Source organism: Dietzia sp. PP-33, from assembly GCF_033790845.1.
Classification (GTDB): Bacteria; Actinomycetota; Actinomycetes; order Mycobacteriales; family Mycobacteriaceae; genus Dietzia.
In genome coordinates this window covers 352,592-377,744 of sequence record NZ_JAMYEI010000002.1, presented here as the reverse complement: position 1 = coordinate 377,744, position 25,153 = coordinate 352,592, and the positions used below count along the sequence as shown (strand labels likewise).

The window sequence follows — 25,153 nt, the reverse complement described above, 5'->3', positions numbered from 1 at the left end:
GGCCGTCAGAACCAGTCGTCGCGCATGTCCAGGGTGGTGCGGTCGCCCGCGGCCAGCAGGTCGAACTTCGCGTCGACGACGGGGAGTTCACGCTGCAGGAAGTACGTCGCGGCCCGCAGCTTGCCGGCGGCGAACGCGTCCGAGTCGTCGTCGGCACGACCACCCAGCGCCAGAACCTGCTCCAGCCAGATCCAGGCGATCACGATGTGTCCGGCGGCCTCGAGATACTCGGTGGCGTCGGCGAGGAACGCCTCGGGGTCGGAGGCCCCGACCCCCGCGAGTGCGGTGGTTACCTCGATCAGGCGCGCCACCCGCGGTCGCAGCAGCGCCGCGAACGACTCGGCCGGGCCGCCGGCCGCCTCCGCCCGATCGCAGGTGGCGGCGACGGTCTCGCTGAGCGCGGCCAGCCCGGCACCGCCCCGGGCCAGGACCTTGCGGCCCAACAGGTCCTGGGCCTGGATCCCGTGGGTGCCCTCGTGGATCGGGTTGAGGCGGTTGTCGCGATAGTGCTGCTCGACGTCGTAGTCGATGGTGTAGCCGGCCCCGCCGAGCACCTGCACCGCCAGCTCGTTGGCCTTGAGGCACCACTGCGACGGCCACGACTTGGCGATGGGGGTGAGGACGTCCAGGAGCGTCGTGGCGGCGGCGGACTCCTCCGGGGAACCGGTTTTCTCGTCGTCGACGAGCCTCGCGCAGTACAGACCGAGCGCCAGCGCGCCCTCCACGTACGACTTCTGGGCCAGCAACATCCGCCGCACGTCCGCGTGCCCCGTCAGCATGACCTGGGGTGAGGACGGGTCGGTACCGACCGGCCGGCCCTGCGGCCGGTTACGCGCATAGTCCAGTGACTTGAGGTAACCGGTGTACCCGAGCGCCGTGGCGCCCAGTCCCACGCCCAGGCGCGCCTCGTTCATCATGGTGAACATCTTCTTGAGCCCGGTGTTCTCCTCGCCCACCAGGTAGCCGACGGCGCCGGGCCGCCCGCCCGGGGTGTGCATGCCCTGGCCGAGGGTGGGCATGGTGTTGACCGTCCCCCGGAACCCCATCTTGTGGTTGAGGCCGGTGATCACGATGTCGTTGCGCTCCCCGAGCTTGCCGTCCTCCTCGACGAGGAACTTGGGTACCACGAACAGGCTGATGCCCCGGGTGCCGGCGGGGGAGCCGGGCACCTTGGCCAGCACCAGGTGGACGATGTTCTCGGCCATCTGGTGCTCGCCGCCGGAGATCCACATCTTCTGACCGAACAGTCGGTGGGTGCCGTCCGGCTGCGGCTCGGCCCGGGTGGTGATATCGGCCAGGTTGGAGCCGGCCTGCGGCTCGGACAGGCACATGGTGCCGGTGAACCGGCCCTCGACCATCGGCTTGACGTACCGCTCGATCTGCTCGTCCGAGCCGTGCTCGATCAGCAGGTTGGCGTTGGCGGAGGTCAGGAGCGGGTAGGCGGCGGTGGAGACGTTGGCCGCGTAGAACCACGCCATGCAGGCCAGGTAGGCGGTGTAGGGCAACTGCATGCCGCCCACCCGCTCGTCCATCGCGGCGCCCACGAGGTCCGCGTCGGCGAAGCGGCGCAGCGCCTCACCGATCTCCGGGACGAGTTCGACCTCCTCGCCCACCAGCGTCGGCTCGTTGAGGTCCGCCTTGCGGTTGTGGGGCGCGAAGTACTTCTCGGCCAGCTCGGCGGACAGGTCCACGACGGCGTCGATCGTCTCGCGCGAGTGGTCCGCGTACCGCTCCCGTGAGCACAGCTCGGATACGGCGAGCCAGTCGTGGAGCAGGAAGTCGATGTCCGCGCGGGACAGCACGGTGGAGGGGAGCGGGCGCGAGGCAGTCATGCCCCGCAGGCTACTTGGCCGGGCCTGGTGTGGACTCGGGCCGTGCACGGCTGCCGGGCCCCGGCGAGTGGTCGATACTGCTCACATTCGTCGAGGACGCGACCCCAGATCCCCGCATCTGCGACCACTCGTCGATCTGCGGACACCGGCACCCCGCGGGACCGTCAGCTCCCGCCGGTGGCCCGGGCGAACTTCTGGCCCATGCCGAGCATGGTCCTGGCGTACACGGCGGGCATGAACCGCTTGCCGCGGTAGGACTTCCGCGCGTCGGGGTCGGGGAGGATGAGGAACTGCTTGGCGTCCAGCCCCGCCATCACCTCGGCGGCGATCTCGTCGGCGCCCCGCTCGGAACGGTCGATGAGTTTGCTCGCGAAACCGCTCGCGGCGGGGTCGGAGGAGTTGAGGCTCGAGGCCAGGTTGGTCCGGAAGAACGACGGGCACAGCACGGAGACGGTGATCCCGGACGGCTCCAGCTCCCACCGCAGGCTCTCGGAGATCGCCACCACCGCCGCCTTGACCGCCGTGTAGGACGCCATGGTCGGCGGGTGGACGAGCCCCGCGAGGGAGGCCGTGTTGACCAGGTGCCCGCGGCCCTGGGTCTTGAGCATCGGCACGAACGTCCGGCAACCCCGGGCCACGCCCAGCAGGTTGATGTCGGTGATGAGCCGCCAGTCCTCCTCGGTGAGGTACTCGATGCGGCCGCCCTGGGCGATGCCGGCGTTGTTGACCAGCACGTCGATGCCGCCCCAGATCTGCTCGACCTCGGCTCGTGCCGCCTGCCACTCGTCCTCGGAGCGCACGTCCAGACGCAGGTACCGGGCGTCCTCGGGGACCGACGCGGGCCGGTCGTCGGTCGGGGCGAGGTCGGTGACGAGCACGCGGTCGCCCCGTTCGAGGAACGCGGTGGCCAGGGCCAGGCCGAGGCCCGAGGCGCCGCCGGTGACCAGGACGCGCCGGTTGGTCTCGGCAGGGGAGGGGGAGGACACGAAGGGCAGGGTCACGCGGGGCAGACGCATGACGCGAAACCTACCGGTTCATCCCCGTGCCAGTGGGACGGGCTGCCCCGCGACGCCCAGGAAGTCCGCTGCCATCTCCACCGCGGGCCCCGACGAATCGGCACCCTCGATCAACACCGCCAACGCGACGTCCCCGGTGGAGCCGACGAACCACCCGTGGGACGGTCCGGTCGCCACCTCGGCCGTCCCCGTCTTGCCGCCCAGGCCCGGGATCGAGCTCGCGGCCGTCGCCGTTCCCGACCGCACCGTCTGCTCCATGTACCGCCGCAGGGTGTCCACGACGCTCTGTGGCAGGGGTTCGGGCGTCTGGTTGGGCACCGCGGGCATCCCGTCGATCACCTGCGGGACGATCATCCGGCCACCGTTCGCGAGCGACGCCGTCATGACCGCCATCCCGAACGGGCTGGCCAGCACCTCGCCCTGCCCGATCGCGGCCTCGACGCGGGCCGGGCCCTGTTCGGTGACGGGCACCTGTCCGGTGATCGTGGTCAGTCCCGGGGTGGAGAAGTCCACGCCCAGGCCCAGCCTGGCGGCGGTGTCGCGCATCGCCTCGGGCGCCAGCCGGTCGCTGATCACGGCCTGGCTGGTGTTGCACGAGCGGGCGAACGCGGTCTCCAGGGGCACCGGGCCCAGGGCGAAGTCGTCGTCGTTGGGGATCGTGCGCCCCGAGACGGTGATCGAGGCCGGGCACGGGACGATCTCCTCCGGACCCACCACGCCGGTGTCGAGTGCGGCGGCCGTGGTGACGACCTTGAACGTCGACCCCGGGGGGAACAGTCCCTCCAGGGAGACCGGGCCCTGGGCGTCCGCGGCCGAGTTCTGGGCGACGGCCAGTACCCCACCGGTCGAGGGCTGGATCGCGACGAGCGAGGCCGCCAGTCCGCTGCCGTCCACCGCGCGCTGGGCCTCGAGCTGCATCGACGGCTGGATGGTGCTGACCAGGTCGCTGACCTCCTCCATCGGCGCGCCGCCCAGCTCGAGCGGCTCGGCGTCGGGGTTGTCGATGGTCGCCGACCAGCCGCCGTTCTCGCGGAGTACGTCGATCCAGGCGCCCTCCAACCCGATCAGTGCCGGCGAGCGCAACGAGCGGTCGACCTGGAGGAGTCGTCCCGACTCGGGCAACGTCACCCCAGGGAGCGCGGCGAGCTGCTCGCGGATCGGGGCGACGTCCTCGGGGCGCAGGGAGACCACCGTGACCGGCTGGTCGCCGGCCTCGGACATGGCATCGCGGATGCTCTGTCCGGTGATTGTCGGGGCGGCCCCGCTCACCAGGGCCGCGACGGCGTCCGCGCTGCCGATCGCGTCCGGCGCCAGCGTCACGCCGGTCACCGGAGTCCACCGGAATAGCGGGGCTCCGGTCCGGTCCATGATGTCGGTGTCCCAGTCCAGGTTCTCGACGTAGTTCAGCTGTCCGCCGGGCTGGAGGCGGGTGTCGAGGACGGTCGGCGCCCAGTCGACCTTCCACTCCTCGCCCATCTTGACCGTGGCCGCCTCACCCGAGGTGGTGATGGTGCGCGGGGGGCTCTCCTCCGCCGGGGGCTGAGTGGCGGGCGGCAGGGTCCACGTGATCTCGAGCGGGACGGGGTCCTTGTCCGGCCGTCGGTCGCTCCCGGTGGTGCTCGCCGTGGAGATGCTCCCGCCGAGTGTGCCGCGGTTGGCGTCGATCAGCTCCTGCGCGGCGGCCGGATCGGTCGTCAGTGCCGCGGCACCCTCGATGTTGCCCCGCGCGATCTCGTCCACGAACTGCTGGAGTTCGTCCGCGCCGGTGTCGCCGGTGAGCGCCGCACAGCCCCCGCCCGCCAACGCCACGGCCAGGGTCGCCGCGACGAGGCCGGCAGCGGGCCGGTACCGGCGGTGGGTTCTGCTGGGATACCGGTGGTGGCGTGGCGTGGGCGTCATCTCTCCACGAAACCAGAAACGCGCTCCGTCCGCACCGGGGGTCGCCGGCGAGAACGCCCGGTTGACCTCTCGGATAGCCCTGCCCGCCGCGGTCTCGGGCGCCGCCCGGTCAGGGACGGATGCCACCCGGGGCGCCGCCGGCCGGCGGTGGCGCGGCGCCCCCGGCTGCGTAGGCTCGGCCCCCATGACCAGTAGTCGTTCCGGCCCGGTGCCGGACCCGGTGCCGGATCCCGTGACCGCGGGGCGGAGCGGGCCCGCAGTGATGCGGACCGGACCGTCCCCCGTCACCTCCGGCCTGGCGCGTGTGATGGACGATCTGGTCCGTGTGCCGGGCACCCGGTACCGCGTGGGCCTGGACCCGGTCATCGGGCTGGTGCCGATCGTGGGCGACGCGGTGGGGACGGTGGTGGCCGCCGCGGTCCTCGCCGAGGCCGTGCGGAACCGGGTGCCGGTGCACATCCTGTTCCTGATGGGGTGGAACTACCTGGTGGACGCGGTGTTGGGCGTGATCCCCTTCGTGGGTGATGTGGCCGACGTCGCGCACAAGGCCACGTCCAAGAACCTCCGGCTGGTGGACCGGACCATCGCCGAGGGGCGGCGCGTCGACACCGACGCCCGCGGCTACCTGCTGCGGGCGGTCGGCGCCGTGGGCCTGATGTTGTTGCTATTGCTCGGCATGGCGGGGTTGGCGTTGTGGGGGCTGCTCCGGGTGATCGGCCTGTTCTGACCCCGGCCCCTCGCCGCGCTAGACGGTGGTGACCGGCAGGAGGCGCCGGACCACGTCGTCCAGCGTCAGGACGCCCCTGACCTCCGAGACGTGGGTGCCCGGGTGTCCACCGGATTTCTCGACGACGACGAGGTGGGCCCGTGCCTCGCGCATCCTGCGGAACGCCTCGGCCACCGAGAGGTCGTGTTCGAGGGACAGGCTCGGCCGCATGAGTTCGCGTGCCGTGGCGGCCGACCGGACGTCGATCGAGTCCCGTGCGTGCACCACGCCCACCGCGGTGTCGCCCTCGATCACGAGCAGACGCAGGTGGCCGGTCCGGCGCGCCGTCTCGCGGATCTCCTCCGGCGAGGCGTCCACGCTGACCGCCGACATCTCGTCCGGGGCGGCGGGCGTGTCCACCCCGCGCTCGCCCAGCAGGTCGCCCACGGTGAGCTCCTGCAGCTCCAGTGCGTTGAGCAGCTGGCGGTGGTGGGTGTCGTCGAGGGTGCCGGCCTCGCCGGAGTGGCGCACGAGCTCACGCAGGGAGTCGGCGTCCTGGCCGGAGGCCACCTCGTCGCGGGTCTCCACACCGAGACGATGGAGGATCCGGTTGGCCATGGTGTTGAGCATCACCAGCAGCGGGCGGGTGAGCCAGAGGAAGGCCCGCATCGGGATGGCCAGCAGCGTGGCCGAGTACTCCGGGTGCGTGATGGACCACGACTTCGGTGCCATCTCGCCCACCACGAGATGCAGGAAGGTCACGATGAGCAGGGCGAGGATGAACGCGATGACGTCCGCGGTCCAGTAGGGCAGGCCCCACCCGGCGAACACCGGGGTGAGCCAGTGGTGAACGGCGGGTTTGGTGACGGAGCCCAGCGCCAGGGCGCACAGCGTGATCCCGAGCTGGGAACCCGCGAGCAGCAGCGTGAGTTCGGACGCGTTGCGCAGTGCGGCCCGGGCCGCGGCACTGGAGGCCGCGGCGTCCTCGAGACGGTGGCGCCGCGCGGAGATGAGGGAGAACTCGACGGCCACGAAGAACGCGGACGCCGCGATGAGCAGGATCGTGGCGACCACGACGACCAGCGGGTTGCTCATGAGGCCCGATCCGGCCTCGGCGGCGAGCAGGGATGTGGTGGGGTTCATCGTGTGGCCTCCTCGACCACGACGTGCAGTTCAGCCGGCACACGTCGTTCGATCCGGCGTACCTCGGTCCTGAGGACCCGGTCGGCGGATATCTCTTCGAGGACGTCCGTGTCGGGGAGGGGGATGTCGACGCAGTCGCCGACCTCGGGCAGGTCGCCGGTGGTCTCGATCACGAGGCCGCCGAGGGTCTCGGAGTCCACCTCGGGGAGGGTGATCTCGAGCAACCGCTCCACCTCGTCGAGGTGGGTGTCACCCGCGAGCAGCCAGCCCAGCCCCTCGCTGACAGGCGTTCCGGCGGCGAGTTGGGGGTCGTGCTCGTCCGCGATCTCGCCGACGATCTCCTCGGCCATGTCCTCCATGGTGACGACGCCGGCGAAGCCGCCGTACTCGTCGACCACCACCGCCATCTCGGACTCCTCGGCGCTCAGGCGGGCGGCCACGTCCGGAAGGGGAAGGGAGGCGGGCACGACTATCGGCGCCCGCATCAGGGTGGACACCGCCGTGAGATGGGCGTGCTCGTGGTCACTCACGGAGAGCAGGTCGTGCAGGTCCACGATGCCGATCACGTCGTCGGAGTCGTCGCCGACGACCGGGTAGCGGGTGTGGCCGGTGGCCATCTTCGTCAGGACCTCGTCCACCGTGTCCTCGGCGCGGACGACATCGGTGCGCGAGCGCGGGATCATGGCGTGTTCGGCGGGTTGACCGGGGAAGTCGAGCATGCGGTCCAGCAGGCGGCTCAGCTCCGGGGACAGCTCACCGGTCTCGCCGGACTCGGCCACGATGTGTTCGAGGTCGCGGGCGGTGGCGGAGTGCTCCTTGTCGTGCACCGGTTCGATGCCGACCGCCTTGAGGAGTGCCTCGGACGCCTTGTCGAACAAGCCGATCAGCCAGCCGAACAGTCCGAGGTAGATCGTGGTGGAGCGGGCCAGCCAGCGGGCCACCGGCTCGGGCTTGGCGATCGCGAGGTTCTTGGGCACCAGCTCGCCGAAGATCATCTGCACGACCGTCGAGAAGAGCAGCGCCAGGACCGTGCCGACGACCACACCCACCGCCTGCGGCACGGAGGCCATCCCGAGGAGTTCCCCGATCGAGCGGCCGATGAGGGGTTCGGCGACGTACCCGACGACCAGTGTCGTGACGGTGATCCCGAGCTGGGCGCCCGAGAGCATGAAGGATGTCCGCCTGGTCACGCCGAGTACCCGGGCCGCGGCCGGGTCGCCCTTCTCCGCCGCGGCCCCCATCCGGGAGCGGTCGACGGCCATGAACGCGAATTCCTGGGCCACGAAGTAGCCCGTGAGCGCGGTGATGGCCAGGACCACCACGACGCCGATCAGTAACGAGAGCGCGATGCTCATCCGGTGTTCCCCCTTCCGAGAAGGGGGCTGATAGATCGGGCCGGTGTATCGGCTCGGCTCACTGGAGGTGCTCCTGCGCTTTCGTCGGGGTGGGTCACGGGTCGGTGCCCGGGTTGACTGTCGATTGTCCCGCTCATCGGGGGAATTGTCGACTCCCCGTCCGCGGTCTGTGTGTGGTGGGCGGGTCCTACCCGGCGGAACCCTGCTGCCAGGTGCTCCACGGCACCGACCAGTCGCCGTTCTGCCAGACCTGGAGGTCCGGCCCCCCGGTATTGCGGACCTCCACGATGTCCCCGGCCACCGCCTGGTCGAAGTACCAGGATGCGTCCTCCGGGGACAGATTGAGACACCCGTGCGAGACGTTGGTGTTGCCCTGCGCCCACACGGAGGAGGCGAGGGCGTGGAAGTAGATCCCGTCGTTGGAGATCCGCACCGCGTCGTCGACGGTCAGCCGGTAGCCGGCGGACACCGGCAGCCCGTAGGTCGAGGAGTCCATGAGCACCGACCCCGCCTTGTCGAGGACCGTGTACGTGCCCGGTTGCGTCCAGAAGTGCATGCTCACGCCGTTGTAATTGGCCCAGCCGCCCTTGCCCATCGACGTGGGCATGGTCTTGACCAGCTCCTGGTTGTGGAACACCGAGACCGTCTTCGTCGCGTCGTCCGCGATGGCGACCCGGCGGTCCCCGATCGTGAAGTCGACCTCCGCGCCCTCTCCGCCCCACTGGCCGCCACCGAGGTTCCTGCCCTCGGTGTCCACCTCCACCTGCACCCGGGTGCCGGGCGCGTAGTAGTCGCGCGGCCGCCAGTGCGCGGTCGACTCGTCGACCCAGAACCAGTTGCCCTCGACCGCGGGCTCCGTCGTGACACTCATGTGCTCCTCGACGGCCTCGCGGTCCGCGACGGCCTGGTCGAATCTGGCGGCCACGATGATGCCGACGCCGTAGTCACGGTTCGATTCCAGTGCACCCCCGCCCGAGGAGACCAGGGTGGGACTGAGGATGGCCTGGGGTTCGGCCATGGTGAACGTGCGCGTGTCGGTCGTCGGACCATCGGCCCGGCCCTCGTAGGTGATGTCCAGGGTGTAGGTGCGCCCGTAGCCGAGGGTCACCGAGGGCTCCCAGGTGGAGGCGTCCCGCGACAGCTCGCCGTCGATCTCCTCGCCGGCGTCGTTGGTGAGCACCACGTCGGTGAGGGAGCCGTTCTCCACCACGGCCCGCACGCCGTCCACCACGGCCACCTCCGTCGCGCCGTGGGCAGGGGTGACCCGGAGCGCGGCGGGTGCCGGCGCCTCAGAGGTCTCGGACGGGGTGGTCTCTCCCGCCGAACCGGTCGGGACGGGGATGGTGCACGCGGTCGCGGTCAGGAGGAGGGCGAGCAGTCCGGCGAGAAGGGCGAGGGGGACCAGTGCCGCCGAGCGCGTAGTGGTTCCGGACGCGCTGGTTCCGGATTCGGACAGGGGCATGCGTGACTCCGAGGCAGAACTGAGGGTTACCGGTGAACACCGGCTTATGGGCTCATGATGCCCGGGGGGTCCGACACGACACGAACCCACACGGGCTCCGGGGGCGTGTCGTTGCGGAGTTGTGACCGTCAGGGTGCGGGTTCCCGCCCCACACGACTCGCACCTGACGGGTACAACGGAGGTCATGAGTATCGATCGTCCAGTGACCATCATCGGCGGCCACGGCAAGGTCGCTCTCCGCGCCGCCCGGATCCTGACGGAGGCGGGCGCCCAGGTGAACTCGGTCATCCGCAGGGAGGAACAGGCCGATGACATCCGTGAGACGGGCGCGAGTCCCATTGTCGCGGACGTCGAGGAACTCGACGTGGAGGGCCTGGGAGAGGTACTGCGCGGAAGTGGCTCGGTGGTCTGGGCCGCGGGCGCCGGCGGGGGTAGCGCGGAGCGCACCTACGCGGTCGACCGGGACGCGGCGATCCGGTCGATGGACGCGTCCTCGAAGGAGGGTGTCGAGCGGTTCGTGATGATCTCCTATGACGGAGCCGGACCGGACCACGGGGTGCCCGAGGACAGTTCGTTCTACCCGTACGCCGAGGCCAAGGCCGCTGCAGACGCGCACCTGCGGGACTCGGACCTGCAGTGGACCATCCTCGGACCGGGCATGCTCACCGATGAACCCGGCGGGGAGACGATCGGCGTGGGCGACGACAAGCGTGAGGACCGGGCCACGAGCCGGGACGTCGTGGCCGCCGTCGTGGCAGCGGTCCTGCGCAGGCCGGACACGGTCGGCCGGACCATCGAGTTCTCCGACGGGCAGACCCCGATCGGGGAGGCCCTGACCAGGGAGTGATCTACCCGTGACCCGCCACCGGTCGTCGACTCCGTGGTGGGCACGCCCCCTACCCGGGGATGGCACGGCTATCCTCGACGGGTGCGGATCCTGGTGGGCGGCTCGTGGATAACCGTGTCCTGCGCCCTTCTCACCGCCTTCTGGGCCGTCCCGCAGTTCCTGATCACGGGGACCGTCACCCTCAGCGCGCACCCGTTGTTCGCGATCCTGTTCCTCTTCCCAGCGCAGATCGGTGTCCCGGTGTGTCTGCTGGTGGCCCTCAACTCGGTACTGTTGCTCGCCCGCGGCCGCCTCGTCACCACCCCGCGCCGGTTGCTGGCCGGGGGCCAGATCCTCACGGTGGCGCTGCTCGTCATCTGCGCGGTCCTGCTGGTCCTGCCCACCACGTTCGGGCGGGAGTTCATCGTGATGGCGCTGGCGTTCCAGATCGGGCAGGTCGTGGTGGCGGTGGGGCTGGCCCTGCACCTCCTCGGGCGGCGGAGATTCCGGCGCCGAGCCGACATCGCCGGAGCGGCCTGAGACACGGCCCGGTCGGAGGTGCTGCGCGGCGGGCCCTGTCACGCCGCGTCGGGGCGGGTGGGCTGACACTATGGGGTCATGCGCGCTATCCACATCTCATCCCATGACGGTCCCGACGCCCTCGAGGTGGTCGACCTTCCGGAGCCGGAGCCGGGAGCGGTCCTCATCGACGTCCACGCCTCGGGGGTGACGTTCCCCGAGGTGCTCCAGACCCGGGGGAAGTACCAGATGTCGCCCCCGCTGCCCTTCGTTCCCGGCTCGGAGGTCGCCGGGGTGGTCCGCTCCGCCCCCGAGGGCTCGGGTTTCGCCGCCGGCGACCGGGTCTGCGCGTTTCCCGGCCTCGGCGGATTCGCCGAGGTGGTCTCCACCGACCCCGCCCAGGTGTTCCGGTTGCCCGACTCGATGACCTTCGCCCAGGGTGCGTCGATCCCGATGAACGTCCTCACCGTGCACTTCGCGCTGGCCCACCGCGGTCGACTGCAGCCCGGGGAGACGGTCCTCGTGCACGGTGCGGGCGGCGGCATCGGGATCGCCGCCACCCAGTTCGCCACCGCGCTGGGGGCTCGTGTCATCGCGGTCGCCTCCACCGACGAGAAGCGGGATCTGGCGCTGAAGGCCGGTGCGAGCGACGCCATCGCGCCCGAGAGCTTCAAGGACGCGGTGAAGGAGCTCACCGGTGGGAAGGGGGTCGACATCGTCGTCGACCCCGTGGGCGGTGACCGGTTCACCGACTCCATCCGCTGCCTCGGCCAGGAGGGGCGGATCCTCGTGATCGGCTTCACCGGCGGCGAGATCCCCACGGTCAAGGTCAACCGCCTGCTACTGGGCAACAAGAGCGCCGTGGGAGTGGGCTGGGGTGAGTACTGGATGAGCAACCCCGGTTACCTGCAGAAGCAGTGGGCCGAGGTCGAGCCGCTGCTGGCCGCCGGGAAGCTCGACCCGCTGGTGGGTGTCGAGCTCCCGCTGGAGAAGGCCGCCGAGGCGCTGAACCTCATGGACGGCCGCGGCGCGGTGGGCAAGATCGTCCTCACTCACGGCCGCTGACCCCGGCCGCCCGGCGTACATCCCAGCCGACCTGGCGGACACGCACCCCCGGTTGGCGGACATCTCGCAGGATTTCGCGGTGCGATCCGCCAGTTCTGCCCGCTGAACGCGGGGGCGGTGTCCGCCAACCGGCGGCGGGTGTCCGCCAACCGGGGTGGGGTGGGGCCGGTCGGCTCCGGTCTAGAAGGCGCCCTCGGGCATCTGCATGACGTCGAGATCCAGGGACTCGATGGTCGCCCGCGCGGCGCTGACCTGGGGCAGGTGTGCGCGGGCGAAGAAGTTCGCCACGGTGATCTTGCCGGTGTAGAAGTCGTGGTCGTCGCCGGTCGACTCCGGCAGCTTCTCCAGCGCGACGCCCGCCTCACGCAGCAGCATCCAGCCCACCATGAGGTCGCCGACGGCCATGAGCAGGGGGACCGCACCGAGCCCGATGAGGTACAGCTTCTCCGGGTCCTCCTGGGCGGACATCAGGTGCTCGGTGAGAGTGCCGACCATGGACTCGACGTCCCCCAGGGCGCCCGCCACCGCTGCGCGCGCGGTCTCGAGCTCGGCGGGCCCGGTCTCGTCGACGGTGCGGTGGATCTGCGCGGCCACGTGCCCGAGCGCGGTCCCGCCGTCCCGGATGATCTTGCGGAAGAAGAAGTCCTGGGCCTGGATCGCCGTGGTGCCCTCGTACAGGGAGTCGATCTTGGCGTCGCGGATGTACTGCTCGACGGGGTAGTCCTTGAGGTATCCGGACCCGCCGAAGCACTGCAGGGACTCCGCCAGGCACTGGTAGGCGCGCTCGGACCCGACGCCCTTGACGATCGGCAGCAGCAGGTCGTTGACCGTGTGCGCCAGCTCGGGCCCGGCCCCGGAGACCACCTCGGCGGCCACGATGTCCTGGTGCGCGGCGGCGTAGAGGTACACCGCCCGCAGTCCCTCCGCGTACGCCTTCTGTGTGAGCAGCGAACGGCGCACGTCGGGGTGGTGGATGACCGTGACCTTGGACGCGTCGGGCTTTCCGGCATCGGCCATGTCGTTGCCCTGCACCCGCTCGCGGGCGAACTCCAGCGCGTTCAGATACCCGGTGGACAGCGTGGAGATGGCCTTGGTCCCCACCATCATGCGCGCGGCCTCGATGGTCTTGAACATCTGCTTGATGCCCAGGTGGGAGTCGCCGGCGAGGAAGCCGACGGCGGGTCGGCCGTGCGCGCCGAACGCCACCTCACACGTGGCGGAGGCGGCCAGACCCATCTTCTTCTCGATGCCGGTCACGTACACGCCGTTGCGCTCACCCGGCGCGGCGGTCTCGGGGTCGGGCATGAACTTGGGCACCAGGAAGTAGCTCAGCCCCTTGGTGCCGGGGCCGGCGCCCTCCGGTCGCGCGAGCACCTGGTGCCAGATGTTCTCGAACATCTGGCCTGAGTCCGCGCCGGTGATGAACCGCTTGGTGCCCTCGATGTGCCACGTGCCGTCGGGCTGCTCGATCGCCTTGGCGCGCACGGCGCCCACGTCCGAGCCCACCTCGGCCTCGGTGAGCATCATCGACGAGCCGTGGTTGCGCTCGATGACCTGCTTGGCCCACTTCTGCTGCTGTTCATTGCCGATCGTGTGCATGATCTCGGCGAACAGCGGGCCGGACAGGTACATGAAGATCGACGGGTTGGCGCCCAGGAGGAACTCCGTGATCGCCCAGGTCACCACTCTGGGCGCGGCCACACCGCCGACAGCGGGGTCCACGCCGACCAGGCCCCAGCCGCCGTCCTGCCACGCCCGCACCGAGGCGACGTACTCCGGCGGGAGGGTGACCTCGTGCGTCTCGGGATCGAACACCGGCGGGTTGCGGTCGGCCACGGAGAACGACGCGGCGACCGGCCCCTCGGCGAGGGCGGCGGCCTCGGTCAGCATGGTACGGACCGTCTCGCCGTCGAGCTCGGTGTCGTCTCGTTCCAGGATCTCGTCCAGACCGAACAGATCGAACAGGACGAATTCCAGGTCACGCGGGTTGCTGCGGTAGTGGGACACTCGGAGGACTCCTCGTCGGTGGATCGGCGGGCCGACGGGCGCGCCAGGGACCAACGGTAGATCCTGGGACCCGCTCACGCGAACCAATTCGGAGTGCGCTCCGTTAACTGTCAGTCCGCGAGCCCCCCGAGTCTCCGCCCGGCCTCGGCGAGGACCTCTGGTCGCTTGCAGAACGCGAACCGCACCAGGTGCGACCACTCGTCCGAGTAGGTGTCGGTGAACGGCGCGAACGGCACCGCGGCCACCCCGATCTTCTCGGGCAGTTCCAGGCACCAGGAGGCGGCGTCGGTGACCCCGAGAGGGCGCGGATCCGCGGTGAGGAAGTAGGTCCCCTGTGTGACGGCGAGGTCCAGCCCGACGCCCGTGAGGATCTCCACGAGGTGGTCCCGCCGGTCCTGCATCTGCGCACTCAGGGCCCGGATCCACTCGCCCTCGTGTCGCAGGGCGTGCGCCACACCCAGTTGGAGTGGCGTGCCGCCGGTGAAACTCATGTACTGCTTGGCGGTCCGCACGCCTGCGACCAGGTCGGACGGCCCGGTCACCCACCCGACCTTCCAGCCCGTGCAGTTGAGCATCTTGCCCGCGCTGGAGATGCGCAGCGTCCGGTCGGCCATCCCGGGCAGGGTGGCGATCGAGACGTGTTCGTGCCCGTCGAACGTCAGGTGCTCGTACACCTCGTCCGAGATCGCGATGGCGTCGAACTCGTGGCAGAGCGCCGCCATCTCCTCGAGGTCCTCGCGCGGCAGCACCGCCCCGGTGGGGTTGTGCGGGGTGTTGACCAGCACGGCCCGGGTCCGCGGGGAGAAGGCCGCCCGCAGGGAGTCCACATCGAGGCGGAAGGTGTCGCCCGAGCGGACCATCCTCGCCGCGCGACGGGTGGCGCCGGCCATCGCGACGGTGGCGGCGTAGGAGTCGTAGTACGGCTCGATCACGACCACCTCGTCGTCGGGCTCCACCAGGCCCACCACCGCACCGGCGATCGCCTCCGTGGCGCCGACGGTGACCAACACCTCGGTGTCCGGGTCGTGGACCAGACCGGTGTGCTCGGTCTCGTGGGCGACGATCGCCCGACGCAGTTCGGGCACCCCCGTCCCGGGCGGGTACTGGTTGTGGCCCTCGCGCATGGCGCGCGCGGCGGCCTCGATCATGGACGCCGGACCGTCGGTGTCCGGGAAGCCCTGCCCCAGGTTGACGGCCTCGAACCGCACGGCGAGCTGGGAGACCTCGGAGAAGATCGTCGTGGCGTAGGGCGCGAGGCGGCGGACGGTCATGCAGGCAGCCTAGGTCGGCCGGTGGAGACCGATACGATGGACTCCATGACCGAGCCCCTCGCCGCCGCCTCGTCCACCACCGGGTCAGTCACCGCGGCCGGCCCGTCGCGCACCATCGGACCGTGCACCCAGCGCCGCACGATCCTGGCCGCCATCCCCGGGATCATCCTGCTGCCGGGGATCGCCTCGGCGTGCGGGATGACCGAGCCCGCGCAGCCGCCGTCCACCGTGCAGCAGACCACCGAGGTCCAGGCCACCACGCTCCCCGCCGCCGACGTGCCGGTCGGGACGGCCAAGCAGGTCAGGTCGGGGGACGCGACCGTGATCGTCGCGCAACCGACGGAAGGCGAGTTCGTCGCCTACTCGGCCCGCTGCACCCACCAGGGCGGGACCGTCCAGGTGGTCGAGGGCATGAGTCTGCGGTGTCCGCTCCACGGAGCCGAGTACGACGCCACCGACGGCAGGAACACCCTGGCCCCGGCCCCACGCCCGCTCGACGTGGTGCCGGTGACCGAGGCGAACGGCCGGCTGACGATCGGCTGACCCGCGCCTCGCCCGGCGACCCGCCCCTCTTCACGAGGGGCGGGAGTGACTTTCGGTGCGACTTGCGAAGGCGCGGCCGCCGGAGTAAAGATGAGAACACGTTCTCAGGGCGGGGTGAAACTCCCCACCGGCGGTGATGTCACCGGTCCCATGGCCGGCGGCGAGCCCGCGAGCGCCCCGCATCCGTGGGGGTCAGCAGACCCGGTGTGATCCCGGGGCCGACGGTCATAGTCCGGATGGAAGAGAACATCGCGTCTCCCGCGCGTTCCCGGCTCGGCCGTGCACTCCGTGGGTGGCGTGGCACAAGCCCTGGGCCGTCTGTGTTGAGCCCGTGAAAGGGGCACACGATGAGCCTTCTCGTGGAATTCCTCGACGCGCAGTTGATGATCGGCGGAGTCCCGATCCTGTGGCGCGAGATCGTCGGCAACGTCTTCGGCCTGGCCGCCGCGATCGGCGGCATGCGCCGCGTCGTGTGGGCCTGGCCGGTCGGGATCGTCGGCAACCTGACCCTGCTGACCGTCTTCCTCGGCGGCGTCTTCCACACCCCGCAGGACGTGGACCTGTACGGACAGGCCGGCCGGCAGGTCATGTTCCTGGCGGTCGGACTCTACGGGTGGTGGCGGTGGTCGCGGGACAAGCGGCTCAACGCGGCGCTGGTGGGGGAGATCGGGTCCGGGCAGGCGGGGATCGAGGCGGTCGCGGTCCGTCCGCACTGGGCCACCGGCCGGCAGCGGGCGGGACTCGTCGTCGGGATGCTCGTCGGCACCCTCGTCTTCGGTTGGATCTTCTCCCTGCTCGGCTCGTGGGGCCCGTGGGCGGACGCGTGGATCTTCACCGGATCGATCCTGGCCACCTACGGTATGGCCCGCGGGTGGACCGAATTCTGGCTCCTGTGGATCGGCGTCGACATCGTGGGCGTGCCGCTGCTGCTCAAGGCCGGGTACTACCCGTCGGCGGCGTTGTACCTGGTGTACGGGGCGTTCGTCATCTGGGGCTTCGTGGTGTGGCGGCGCGTGGACCTGGCCGCGCGGGCCGAGGCGTCGTCCAGCGGGCAGCGGTCGGAACACCTGGCTGTGGGCTAACCCCGGCGGCCGGTCCGGGTCTGAGCCGGGCGCTGCCCGCCGAGCGTTCCTCGCCGAGTGGCCGATCCCGTTCAGGTATCCCGAGGTCGCCGGCGGCGGACAGGCCCATTTGTGACCACTCGACGGGTGCGCGCGGAGGCGCTGCCGCGTCGGGCGCGCGCTGACCGCCCGCCGGAGCCGGCCCTACGCCGGGGTGCGCGCCCGACGCGGCCGTACCGCGGCCACGACGATCAGCGACAGTGCGGCGAGCGTGAAGCCGAGCCCGCGGAAGTCGATCCACGCGAACACCAGGCCAGAGAGCAGCCCGCCCGCGGCCCCGGAGAGCGCCACGGCCACGTCGGCCTGACCCTGGACGGTGGCGCGGACCGACGTCGGCACGGACGTAGTGAGCACGGTCGTGCCGGACACCAGCCCCAGGCTCCAGCCCAGCCCCAGCAGGATCAGCGCGGCCGAGACCAGCAGCGTCGACTCCGGCGGGGCGAGCGCGGCGAGCCCCCCGGCCAACAGCAGCACCAGTCCCGCGGAGACGGCGACGCGGCGTGTGCCGAACTTGTCCACCAGGAAGCCGGACAGCGGCGCGGGCAGGAACATGGCGGCCACGTGCAGCGAGATCACCAGCCCCACCACGGTGACGGCGTGGTCGTGGGCGCGCATGTGGACCGGCGTCATGGTCATGAGCCCGACCATGACGAACTGCGTCAGCGCCATCACCGCGACGCCGGTGAGCACCTCCCCCGTCCACACACGGGCGGGGGCGGGCGGCGTGGGGGCGGTCATTCCGGGGTCCGAGTGGGTGCCGTCGGCGGACAAGGCCGACGATGACGCCGACGACGACGAGGTGGCCGCCGCGCCCACGGCCGCACCCTCCCGGCGACGCGCCTCGAGCAGGGGATCGGGCCGCAGGAACAGGGAGATGACGAGCGCGGCCCCGCCGTAGGCCACCGCTGCGAGGAGGAACGGTCCGGCCAGCGGCGCCAGGCCCACGGACTCGGCGACCACGCCCGTCGGCCCCACGAGGTTGGGCCCGGCGACGGCCCCCGCCGTGGTGCCCAGGAGTACGTAGGACAGTGCCCGGCCGCGGCGCTCGGGCGTCGCGAGGTCGGCGCCCGCGTAGCGGGCCTGCAGATTGGTGGCCGTGCCGGAGCCGTAGACCACGAAGGCCGCGAACAGCAGCGGCAGCGACTCCAGGGCGGTGGCCGCCACGATCCCGACCGCGCCGAGTGCGCCGAAAGCGAAGCCCGCGGCCAGTCCCGGGCGCCGGCCCCGCGCCTGCGAGAGCCTGCCCACGGCGATCGCGGCCAGCGCGGAGCCGCCGGTGAACAGGGCGGACGGCAGGCCGGACAGTCCGGGACCGCCGAGCAGGTCCTCGGCGAGCAGCGCACCCACGGTCACGCCGGCGGCCAGCCCCGCACCGGCGAGCAACTGGCCCAGTACCAGGACGACGAGGACGCGCCGCTGGGCCCGATCGAGACCCTCGGCGACGGGTTCCGGAGGTGCGGTCGCGCCCGCGGTGCCGGAGGATCCGCCCGGCCCGGGGGTCGTGGGAACGGGTCGGGGTGCCCCGCGCTCCCGGTTCACCTGTCGACCCAGGATCTGGCGTGCAGCAGCACGTCGACCGCGGTCGCCTTTCCGGCCGGTCTCAGGTCGTGGCGCAGCGAGACCACCTCGAGTCCCTCCGCGCCGCGGGCCAGGTCGGTGATCCCGGGGAGCACGGTCGGGTCCTGCGGGCCGCCGACGCCGCGGCGCAGGTTCTCGGCGGCGTGTCCGAGGTAGACCAGGTGCCCACCGGGCCGCAGCCATCCGCCCGCGTTCCGCAGGACGCGGGTGAGGCTGTCCGGGTCGAGGTGGAGGAACCCGATGACGACGAGGTCCACGGAGTCGGTCGGTGACCAGGTGGTGGCGTCGCCGACCACCCAGTCGACGCTGCCGCTGCGACCGTCGTCGGAGTCCTTGGCCCGGGCCTGCTCGATGGCCACTTCCGAGAAGTCGACCGCCGAGACCTGCCACCCGTGCGCGGCCAGCCACCGGGCGTGCCGGCCGTCGCCGCAGGCCAGGTCGACGGCGGTGTCCACGGGCAGACCGGCGTCCTCGGCGCCCGTGACCTCGGCGACGATCCGCGCGGCCGGGGTGGTGCCCCACGCATCGGGCTGGGCGAGGTAGCGGGCGTTCCAGTCGGAGGCGTCCACGGGCGGTGGTCCTTTCGGTGCTGGCGATGTGCTGGTGGTGTCGGGGTCGGCTCCGGGGTCGGGTTCGGACGTGCCGGACCGGGGTGGCCGCGGCAGCCTAGGGCCGGCGGAGCCACCGGAGGTGTTCAGTATGGCCCTGCAGCTCCAGTCTCCTCCACAGCACGCTGCCCGGGACGGCCTGGCTGGGGTGGCACTCCACGGCGACCCGCTGCGCGGTGCGGTCGACGGTGAGTGCCAGGTCGATCTCCTCGTCGGGTCGGCCGAGGAACCCGGCGTGGCCCTCGCCGGACAGGGTGCCGCAGATGTCGTCGGAGAGGGTCCACGCCAGGACGGGCACCTCGTGGCGCTCGGCCACGCGGACGGCGGCCGCGGTCGCGGCCACGTGATCGGGGTGGCCGCTGATGCCGGTGGAGTCGAAGACGACGAGCCCGTCGGGCCGGGTCTGCTCCATCGCGTGCTCGACCTCGTCGTCGAGCACGGCCGGGTCGAGACCTGCCAGGCCGCCGTCGGGGAGGTCCCGCAGGGTGACCCACCGGGCGCCCAGCGCGTCTGCGGCCGCCCGCAGTTCGAGTTCGCGGAGCCGGGACAGCTCGCCCTCGACGCCGTGCAGGGTGGAGGCCTCGCCGCGGGTCAGGCAGAGGACGTCGACGTCCGCGCCGGCGGCGGTGAAACCCGAGAGCACGGCTCCCAGGCCGAACGATTCGTCGTCGGGGTGCGCGACCACGGCCAGCACCCGGTCCCACCTCGGCAGGCTGTTCGTCTCGATCATCGTCGGCGCCTCTCCCTCGCGGTCCATCGGTGCGTTCGCGTCCCGGGTCGGATGAATACCCGGTACCGTATCTTCTCATGGATATGCGACGCGATCGGACGGATGTCTCTCTCTTCGCCCGCGCCTGGGTGGTCGCCGGTCCCGTGCTCGATCGCCTCGGTCTCGAGAAATCGCGACGACGACTGGTCGGAGGCCTGTCGGGCACCGTGGTGGAGGTGGGCGCGGGCAGCGGCATCACCTTCGAGCACTATCCGCCCGGGGTGACCAGGGTCGTGGCGGTCGAGCCGGACCCCCACCTGCGCGCGCACGCGCACCGGTACGCGGAACACGCGAGGGTCCACGTCGATGTCGTGGACGCCGTGGCGGAATCCCTCCCGCTCGCCGACGGCGAGGCCGACGCCGTGGTGTTCGGACTCGTCCTGTGCACCGTCCCCGACGTCCCGGCGGCCCTGGCCGAGGCCCGCCGTGTCCTGGCACCGGACGGGGAGCTGCGTCTGCTGGAGCACGTCCGGGCCGTGGGGCTGCTGGGCCGCGTGGCCGACCGGATCGCCCCCGTGTGGAGCCGGGTGGGCGGAGGGTGTCAGCCGAACCGGGAGACCGGCGCGAGCCTGGCGGAGGCGGGGTTCGACGTCTCCGGCCTCAGACGTCGGCCGTTCCCGCCGGTGCTGCCGCTGACGCCGATGCTCAGCGGGTCGGCGCGCCGACGATAGCGGGACGGCCGCCCACCGCACACGCACCGTCCCCGCAGGGGCGGGCCCGCCAGCGGTAGACCACGGCCCCGGTGAGCAGCGCCAGTGAGAGTGCGGCGAGCCACGGCTGGAGCGGGGCCCACACCCCGAGCGCGCCGGTTGTCCCCAGCAGGAGCAACACGATCTTGTTGCACACGGGGCACGCCACCGCGAACCATGCAGTGAAGACGCCGACCGTGACGAGTGCGGGGCGTTCGGGCCGGTCGCTGCCGACACGGGACGCGGTGCCCGCCTCGCGCGCGGACCTGATGCCGAACCACGCCGCCGTGAGCAGCACGGTCGCGGCGAGCACCGGGTACTCCCACCAGCGCACCGGTATCTCCCGGCCGAACAGCGGGTTGGGCAGGATGTCCGTGGGGATGCCGATCAGCAGTAAGGTCCCCACGGCGGCGACCGCTGAGCGGACCGGCGCGAACACAGCGGGGTCGGTGGTCTCCGAGGGATCGCTCGGTGTGGGGCCGGTCGAATCGGGGTCGGTCGGTGCGGCGGGTGGAGGGGCGCTCATGCCACCATGGTCACCATACCGGCGGGGTATCCGCCACCCGCCCTGGACAATCGACACGGAGGGGGCCGTCCGATGGCTCGTACGCTGCCCGGGCTCGGCGAGCTCGAGACCGCGGTCCTCGAGTTGCTGTGGGACGAGTGTGCGGCAGGCGCGGGCGATGCGGTCGACGCGGGTGCTGTGGACCGCTCGGACGACCTGTCCGTCCGGCAGGTGACCGACCTGCTATCGCGGACCCGGCCACTGGCCTACACGACGGTGATGACGGTCCTGGCGCATCTCTACGACAAGGGTGCGGTGTCCCGCGAGAAGGTGGGGCGGGGATACCGCTACCGGCCGGCGCGCAGTCGCGAGGACTTCGGTGCCGACGCCCTCGGCGAGTTGCTCCGGGGGAGCGGGGACGCCGAGAAGCTCCTGCTGCACTTCGCCACCCGCGAGGGGGGCGGGCTCGACCCGGAGGAGGCGAGCGTGCTGCGCAGGATCACCGCCCGACTGCGGCGCGGCGGGGCCGGCGCCTGATGGGGGTCGGGTTGCTGGTGGCCGCACTGGTGGTGGGGGCCGGCGGGCCGGCCTACCTGCGCCGTGCGGTGGACGCGGCTGCGAGGCCGGCCGTTGCACTGGGCGCCTGGATCGGCACCGGCGTCGTCTTTCTCGCGATGCTGGTCGCCGCCCCGGTCGTGATGCACGTGCAACCGCTCAGGGGGTTCGCCCCCACCGCCGCCGCGGTCACCGCGTGCGCGGCGGTGTTCGACCCGGCGGTCGGCGGGGGCTGGCCGGCCGCCACGCGCGGCGTCGCCGTGGCCCTGGCACTGGCCGGGGTGTTCTCGGCGGTGGCGGTGGTCGGGGCGGCGTTGTCCCGGGCCCGGCGCTCGGCCCGGGAGCACGCCGGCGTGCTGAGTTCGCTCGTCGAGGCCACCGACCACGTGGAGGGGGTCCGGGTGTGGTGGATCGCCGACGATGAACCCGTGGCGTACGCGCTGCCCGGGGTCTGGTCGACGGGAACGGTCGTCGCCTCCACCGCGCTGTGGGACATGGCAGAGGAACGCCGCCGGGCGGTCCTCTCGCACGAGATCGCCCACCTCAGAGGGCGGCACCATGTCGCGGTCGCCGCTGCGGCTGCTCTGCGCGCCGCGTTCTCGTCCGTGCCCCTGCTCCGTCGGGCCGCGGCCGAGGTGTCCGTACTCGTCGAACTGGTCGCGGACCGCCGCGCGGGGCGCGTCATGGGTGGGCCTGCGGCCGTGCGAGGCGCTCTCACGGAGCTGGGCGCCCCGGCCGGTCGTGTGGCCGCGCTGGCGGCGGGCCCTGCGAGGGCCAGGGATTCCGCGGTCGCACTGGTGCACGCGGTCTCGCCGGCGGCGGTCGTCGCGGCGGCCGCGACGACCGCCGTCCTCACGTGGTGTCCGACCCTGGCCGGTTGACTGCGCGGCCCCGAGCCTTTCTACTATGTAACGTAGTAGAAAGTCGCCCGGTCGCGGGCAGGTCCAGGTCCTCGATCAGCCCGTAGGAGTTCACCCTTGTCCCGTCGTCCGAGCCTTCCGGTCATCGCGTTGTCCGTCGTGGTGACTCTGCTCATCGTCCTGGTCGCCATCCTCCTCGCCCGGGGTGTGACCGGCGGCGATCAACCCGCGGCCGGGTCCGCCACCGGCTCCGCGGCGGTGTCCGACGAGCGTCAGACCAGTCCCGAGCAGGCCCCCGGACCTGAGTCCATGGAAGGCATCGCGCGATTCGAGGAGGGGGACCCGATGGCGATGGGCCCGGTGGACGCTCCGGTCGTGATGATCATGTACTCGGACTTCCGCTGCCCGTTCTGCGCGAAGTTCTCCCGGGAGGTGGAACCGGCGCTGATCGAGAAGTATGTCGACGGCGGCGATCTGCGGATCGAGTGGGTTGACCTGCCGATCTTCGGGAAAGAGTCGATGATGGCCGCCCGGGCCGGGCGCGCCGCCGCGGACCAGGGCAGGTTCTGGGAGTTCACCGAGGTCGTGTTCGCCGACGCCCCCGACCGTGGTCATCCGGATCTCGGCGAGGAGGAACTTGTGGGTTACGCGGCCGAGGCCGGGATCGTCGACCTCGACCGTTTCCGCGCGGACATGACCAGCGACAAGTACGACGAGGCCATCCGAGCGGACTACCAGGCGGCCACCGCGCTGGGCGCGACCTCCACCCCGACATTCCTCATCAACGGGACGGGGATCGTCGGCGCCCGCTCCGTCGAGACGTTCCGCACTGTCATCGACAACTCGCTGGACGGGTGAGTGGGCGCGGATGACAGAACAGATCGGGCTCGTCGGGGGCTTTCTCGGCGGCGTGCTGAGTATTCTCAGCCCCTGCTCGGCGCTGCTGCTGCCGGCCTTCTTCGCCTACGCCTTCGGCACCCGCCGGATGATCGTCGCCCGCACCGGGTTGTTCCTGCTCGGGCTCGCGGTGGTCCTGGTCCCGCTCGGGGCGGGGATGGGGGCGATCGGCTCGCTGTTCACCGTCCATCGCGGGACCGTTACGCTGATCGGCGGCCTCGTCGTCGTCGTCCTGGGTGTCTACACCGCCCTCGGGGGCGGCTACTGGCTCCCCGGCCTGTCGGACGCCTCCTCCCGTGTCACCGGCAGCGGCCCGCTGTCGGTGCTGGTGCTGGGCGCGCTCTACGGCTTCGCAGGGTTCTGTTCCGGCCCGCTGCTCGGAGGGGTGCTGACCTTGGCGATGGCCGGGGGGTCGCCCGCCTACGGCGCCGCGGTCATGGGCGCCTACGCGATCGGGGTGGTGGTCCCGCTCGCGATTCTCGCCCTGGCATGGGACTCGCTGGGCGTGTCGCGCCGCCGGGTGCTCCGGGGTCGCGAGCTCACCCTGGGGCCGATCCGCACCCACACCACCTCGGTCATCGCCGGGTCGTTGTTCGTCGCGGTGGGGCTGCTGTTCGTACTCACCGACGGCACCGCGGCGCTCGGCTCGCTGATGGGGGTCGACGAGCAGTTCGAAATTCAACTCGCCGTCGAACGCTGGGTCGCCGGGGTGGACGATCTGTGGTTCCTCGTGGCGGCGCTGGCCCTGGCCGCCCTGGTCCTCGCCGGGTGGGTGCTGCGCGATCGGCGCCGCGCTCCTGGCAGTCGGGCGCGGGAGGGTCAGACGCGGGACCAGAGCCGCCCGGCGGGTCAGGAACCGGCCCGGAGCTGAGCCCGCACCTCGCACATCGGGGGCCGCTCGCCGGGGGAGACCTCGACGGTCTCGGCGCGGAACCCGCCGTCCGGACCCCGCCGGTGCAGGGTGAGGGTGTCGCCCGGTGGGTGGGTGTCCGGGGCCCTGCCGTGACGTCGCAGCCGCTCGAGTACCGCGAGATGCTGGTGCATCGCCATCACGGCCAGCGCGGAGTCGGGGGAGTGGCGATGGGTGCGCCTGCCCAGGTCCACCTGGGCGAGTGCGTCGAGGCCGTGGGATTCGAACAGGTCCACCAGGATCCCGATGTCCACCCCGTAGGCCCCGGCGAAGGGGATCGACTCCAGCGCCTGACGCGTCCCCGCGTACTCGCCGGCGAGCGGTTGCACGAACCCGGCCAGCGCGGGCCAGTAGGTGGCCAGCAGCGGCCGTGCGACGAGCTCGGTCACCCGGCCCCCGCCGGCCGGCAGGACGGTGCGCCCGTCGTCGAGCGGGCGTTCGTAGGCACCCTTGCAGAACACCACTCCGGGCTCGGTGAGCAGCGGCCCCAGCAGGCCGGTCGCGAACGCCGGGTCGAAGTCGCGCAGGTCGGAGTCCAGAAAGGCCACCACGTCGCCGTCCGTCGCGGCGAGCGACTTCCACAGGGCCTCGCCCTTGCCCGGGACGTCGCCCAGTGCGGGCAGCACGTCCCCCTGTGCCACGACGCGGGCGCCGGCCGCACGGGCCCGCCCCGCCGTGTCGTCGGTGCTGTGGGAGTCGATCACCACGAGTTCGTCGATCAACGGCACCCGCTCCACGAGCTCGGCCCGCAGGGCCGAGACGATCACGCCGACCGTGGACTCCTCGTTCCGGGCGGGCAGCACCACCGACACCCGGCGGCCGTTCTTGGCGGCGACCAGGTCCTCGGCGCGGAAATCCCCGGCGACGTAGGTGCGTCGCGCTGACCAGTCCCGGATCGGGTCGACCCGGTCCACCAGCGGGGTACGCGCGTTCTCGGTCACGCCCGCGATCCTGCCAGAGGTGCGCGTATGGGCGTCGCCGTGGGACGAACCCGTTCACCCTGGTGTGCCACGATGC

At 71.7% G+C, this 25,153-nt stretch carries 24 protein-coding genes and 1 riboswitch; of the genes, 11 read left to right on the top strand and 13 right to left on the bottom strand.

Features of this window, described 5'->3' with window-relative positions:
- Nucleotides 1-5: 5 nt before the first annotated feature.
- The 3 genes from NJE57_RS05895 to NJE57_RS05885 all read right to left on the bottom strand — a co-directional run bounded on the left by NJE57_RS05895 (nt 6) and on the right by NJE57_RS05885 (nt 4,747).
- Entirely contained in the window at nt 6-1,832 is a 1,827-nt protein-coding gene (locus NJE57_RS05895) for an acyl-CoA dehydrogenase (RefSeq protein WP_319027470.1), read from the bottom strand.
- A 164-nt stretch (nt 1,833-1,996) separates the two neighbouring features.
- Nucleotides 1,997-2,848, bottom strand: coding sequence for an SDR family NAD(P)-dependent oxidoreductase (locus NJE57_RS05890; RefSeq protein WP_319027469.1), 852 nt, complete (start codon nt 2,846-2,848; stop codon nt 1,997-1,999).
- 18 nt (nt 2,849-2,866) lie between these two features.
- Nucleotides 2,867-4,747, bottom strand: coding sequence for a penicillin-binding transpeptidase domain-containing protein (locus tag NJE57_RS05885; protein WP_319027468.1), 1,881 nt, complete (start codon nt 4,745-4,747; stop codon nt 2,867-2,869).
- A gap of 184 nt (nt 4,748-4,931) precedes the next feature.
- On the opposite strand from NJE57_RS05885, the gene NJE57_RS05880 reads away from it, so the two are divergent.
- Nucleotides 4,932-5,474: a DUF4112 domain-containing protein gene (locus NJE57_RS05880; RefSeq protein WP_319027467.1), complete on the top strand. Its 543-nt coding sequence runs from the start codon at nt 4,932-4,934 to the stop codon at nt 5,472-5,474.
- A gap of 18 nt (nt 5,475-5,492) precedes the next feature.
- On the opposite strand, the gene NJE57_RS05875 is transcribed toward NJE57_RS05880, so the two are convergent.
- The 3 genes from NJE57_RS05875 to NJE57_RS05865 all read right to left on the bottom strand — a co-directional run bounded on the left by NJE57_RS05875 (nt 5,493) and on the right by NJE57_RS05865 (nt 9,413).
- Nucleotides 5,493-6,596 carry a hemolysin family protein gene (locus tag NJE57_RS05875; protein ID WP_319027466.1) on the bottom strand — a complete coding sequence of 368 codons (1,104 nt, stop codon included), beginning with the start codon at nt 6,594-6,596 and terminating at the stop codon, nt 5,493-5,495.
- The gene (locus tag NJE57_RS05870) at nt 6,593-7,951 is read right to left on the bottom strand and encodes a hemolysin family protein (RefSeq protein WP_319027465.1); all 1,359 of its coding nucleotides are present in this window, start codon (nt 7,949-7,951) and stop codon (nt 6,593-6,595) included. The genes NJE57_RS05875 and NJE57_RS05870 overlap by 4 nt, the downstream gene beginning before the upstream one ends.
- Nucleotides 7,952-8,138: 187 nt before the next feature.
- Entirely contained in the window at nt 8,139-9,413 is a 1,275-nt protein-coding gene (locus NJE57_RS05865; RefSeq protein ID WP_319027464.1) for a L,D-transpeptidase, read from the bottom strand.
- 184 nt (nt 9,414-9,597) lie between these two features.
- Here NJE57_RS05865 and NJE57_RS05860 point away from each other — a divergent pair, with 184 nt between their 5' ends.
- The 3 genes from NJE57_RS05860 to NJE57_RS05850 all read left to right on the top strand — a co-directional run bounded on the left by NJE57_RS05860 (nt 9,598) and on the right by NJE57_RS05850 (nt 11,823).
- Nucleotides 9,598-10,260, top strand: a complete 663-nt coding sequence (locus NJE57_RS05860; RefSeq protein ID WP_319027463.1) for an NAD(P)H-binding protein — start codon at nt 9,598-9,600, stop codon at nt 10,258-10,260.
- An 81-nt stretch (nt 10,261-10,341) separates the two neighbouring features.
- Entirely contained in the window at nt 10,342-10,779 is a 438-nt protein-coding gene (locus NJE57_RS05855) for a hypothetical protein (protein ID WP_319027462.1), read from the top strand.
- Nucleotides 10,780-10,857: 78 nt separating this feature from the next.
- On the top strand, nt 10,858-11,823 hold the full coding sequence (locus NJE57_RS05850) for an NADPH:quinone oxidoreductase family protein (RefSeq protein ID WP_319027461.1): 966 nt from the start codon (nt 10,858-10,860) through the stop codon (nt 11,821-11,823).
- A 180-nt stretch (nt 11,824-12,003) separates the two neighbouring features.
- On the opposite strand, the gene NJE57_RS05845 is transcribed toward NJE57_RS05850, so the two are convergent.
- Together NJE57_RS05845 and NJE57_RS05840 are read right to left on the bottom strand one after the other, a co-directional pair.
- Nucleotides 12,004-13,830, bottom strand: a complete 1,827-nt coding sequence (locus NJE57_RS05845) for an acyl-CoA dehydrogenase (protein ID WP_319027460.1) — start codon at nt 13,828-13,830, stop codon at nt 12,004-12,006.
- 110 nt (nt 13,831-13,940) lie between these two features.
- Nucleotides 13,941-15,101 carry a pyridoxal phosphate-dependent aminotransferase gene (locus NJE57_RS05840; protein ID WP_319027459.1) on the bottom strand — a complete coding sequence of 387 codons (1,161 nt, stop codon included), beginning with the start codon at nt 15,099-15,101 and terminating at the stop codon, nt 13,941-13,943.
- 45 nt (nt 15,102-15,146) lie between these two features.
- Between NJE57_RS05840 and NJE57_RS05835 the strand changes: the two genes are divergently transcribed.
- Both NJE57_RS05835 and NJE57_RS05830 read left to right on the top strand, forming a co-directional pair.
- A complete protein-coding gene (locus tag NJE57_RS05835) occupies nt 15,147-15,644 on the top strand; it encodes a Rieske (2Fe-2S) protein (protein ID WP_319027458.1) in 498 nt (165 codons plus the stop codon).
- Nucleotides 15,645-15,740: 96 nt separating this feature from the next.
- Nucleotides 15,741-15,896: riboswitch (FMN riboswitch) on the top strand.
- Nucleotides 15,897-15,991: 95 nt separating this feature from the next.
- On the top strand, nt 15,992-16,726 hold the full coding sequence (locus tag NJE57_RS05830; RefSeq protein WP_319027457.1) for a nicotinamide mononucleotide transporter family protein: 735 nt from the start codon (nt 15,992-15,994) through the stop codon (nt 16,724-16,726).
- Nucleotides 16,727-16,909: 183 nt separating this feature from the next.
- Here NJE57_RS05830 and NJE57_RS05825 read toward each other — a convergent pair whose 3' ends face one another.
- The 3 genes from NJE57_RS05825 to NJE57_RS05815 all read right to left on the bottom strand — a co-directional run bounded on the left by NJE57_RS05825 (nt 16,910) and on the right by NJE57_RS05815 (nt 19,681).
- The gene (locus NJE57_RS05825; RefSeq protein WP_319027532.1) at nt 16,910-18,163 is read right to left on the bottom strand and encodes an MFS transporter; all 1,254 of its coding nucleotides are present in this window, start codon (nt 18,161-18,163) and stop codon (nt 16,910-16,912) included.
- Between the two features lie 137 nt (nt 18,164-18,300).
- Nucleotides 18,301-18,912 carry a class I SAM-dependent methyltransferase gene (locus NJE57_RS05820; RefSeq protein ID WP_319027456.1) on the bottom strand — a complete coding sequence of 204 codons (612 nt, stop codon included), beginning with the start codon at nt 18,910-18,912 and terminating at the stop codon, nt 18,301-18,303.
- 97 nt (nt 18,913-19,009) lie between these two features.
- Nucleotides 19,010-19,681 (bottom strand): PIG-L deacetylase family protein, encoded by a 672-nt coding sequence (locus NJE57_RS05815; RefSeq protein WP_319027455.1) that lies wholly within the window; start codon nt 19,679-19,681, stop codon nt 19,010-19,012.
- Between the two features lie 77 nt (nt 19,682-19,758).
- Here NJE57_RS05815 and NJE57_RS05810 point away from each other — a divergent pair, with 77 nt between their 5' ends.
- Nucleotides 19,759-20,391 (top strand): class I SAM-dependent methyltransferase, encoded by a 633-nt coding sequence (locus tag NJE57_RS05810; protein WP_319027454.1) that lies wholly within the window; start codon nt 19,759-19,761, stop codon nt 20,389-20,391.
- On the opposite strand, the gene NJE57_RS05805 is transcribed toward NJE57_RS05810, so the two are convergent.
- Nucleotides 20,366-20,935: a hypothetical protein gene (locus tag NJE57_RS05805; RefSeq protein ID WP_319027453.1), complete on the bottom strand. Its 570-nt coding sequence runs from the start codon at nt 20,933-20,935 to the stop codon at nt 20,366-20,368. The two genes, NJE57_RS05810 and NJE57_RS05805, sit on opposite strands and share 26 nt — an antisense overlap.
- A gap of 72 nt (nt 20,936-21,007) precedes the next feature.
- Between NJE57_RS05805 and NJE57_RS05800 the strand changes: the two genes are divergently transcribed.
- The 4 genes from NJE57_RS05800 to NJE57_RS05785 all read left to right on the top strand — a co-directional run bounded on the left by NJE57_RS05800 (nt 21,008) and on the right by NJE57_RS05785 (nt 24,097).
- Nucleotides 21,008-21,451 carry a BlaI/MecI/CopY family transcriptional regulator gene (locus tag NJE57_RS05800; protein ID WP_319027452.1) on the top strand — a complete coding sequence of 148 codons (444 nt, stop codon included), beginning with the start codon at nt 21,008-21,010 and terminating at the stop codon, nt 21,449-21,451.
- Nucleotides 21,451-22,350 (top strand): M48 family metalloprotease, encoded by a 900-nt coding sequence (locus tag NJE57_RS05795; RefSeq protein WP_319027451.1) that lies wholly within the window; start codon nt 21,451-21,453, stop codon nt 22,348-22,350. Before NJE57_RS05800 ends, NJE57_RS05795 begins: the two co-directional genes overlap by 1 nt.
- A 96-nt stretch (nt 22,351-22,446) precedes the next feature.
- Entirely contained in the window at nt 22,447-23,187 is a 741-nt protein-coding gene (locus tag NJE57_RS05790) for a DsbA family protein (RefSeq protein WP_319027450.1), read from the top strand.
- 10 nt (nt 23,188-23,197) lie between these two features.
- Nucleotides 23,198-24,097, top strand: coding sequence for a cytochrome c biogenesis CcdA family protein (locus tag NJE57_RS05785; protein ID WP_319027449.1), 900 nt, complete (start codon nt 23,198-23,200; stop codon nt 24,095-24,097).
- Here the strand turns inward: NJE57_RS05785 and NJE57_RS05780 are convergent.
- Nucleotides 24,076-25,077, bottom strand: a complete 1,002-nt coding sequence (locus NJE57_RS05780; RefSeq protein ID WP_319027448.1) for a glucosyl-3-phosphoglycerate synthase — start codon at nt 25,075-25,077, stop codon at nt 24,076-24,078. The genes NJE57_RS05785 and NJE57_RS05780 overlap by 22 nt on opposite strands.
- Nucleotides 25,078-25,153 lie beyond the last annotated feature (76 nt).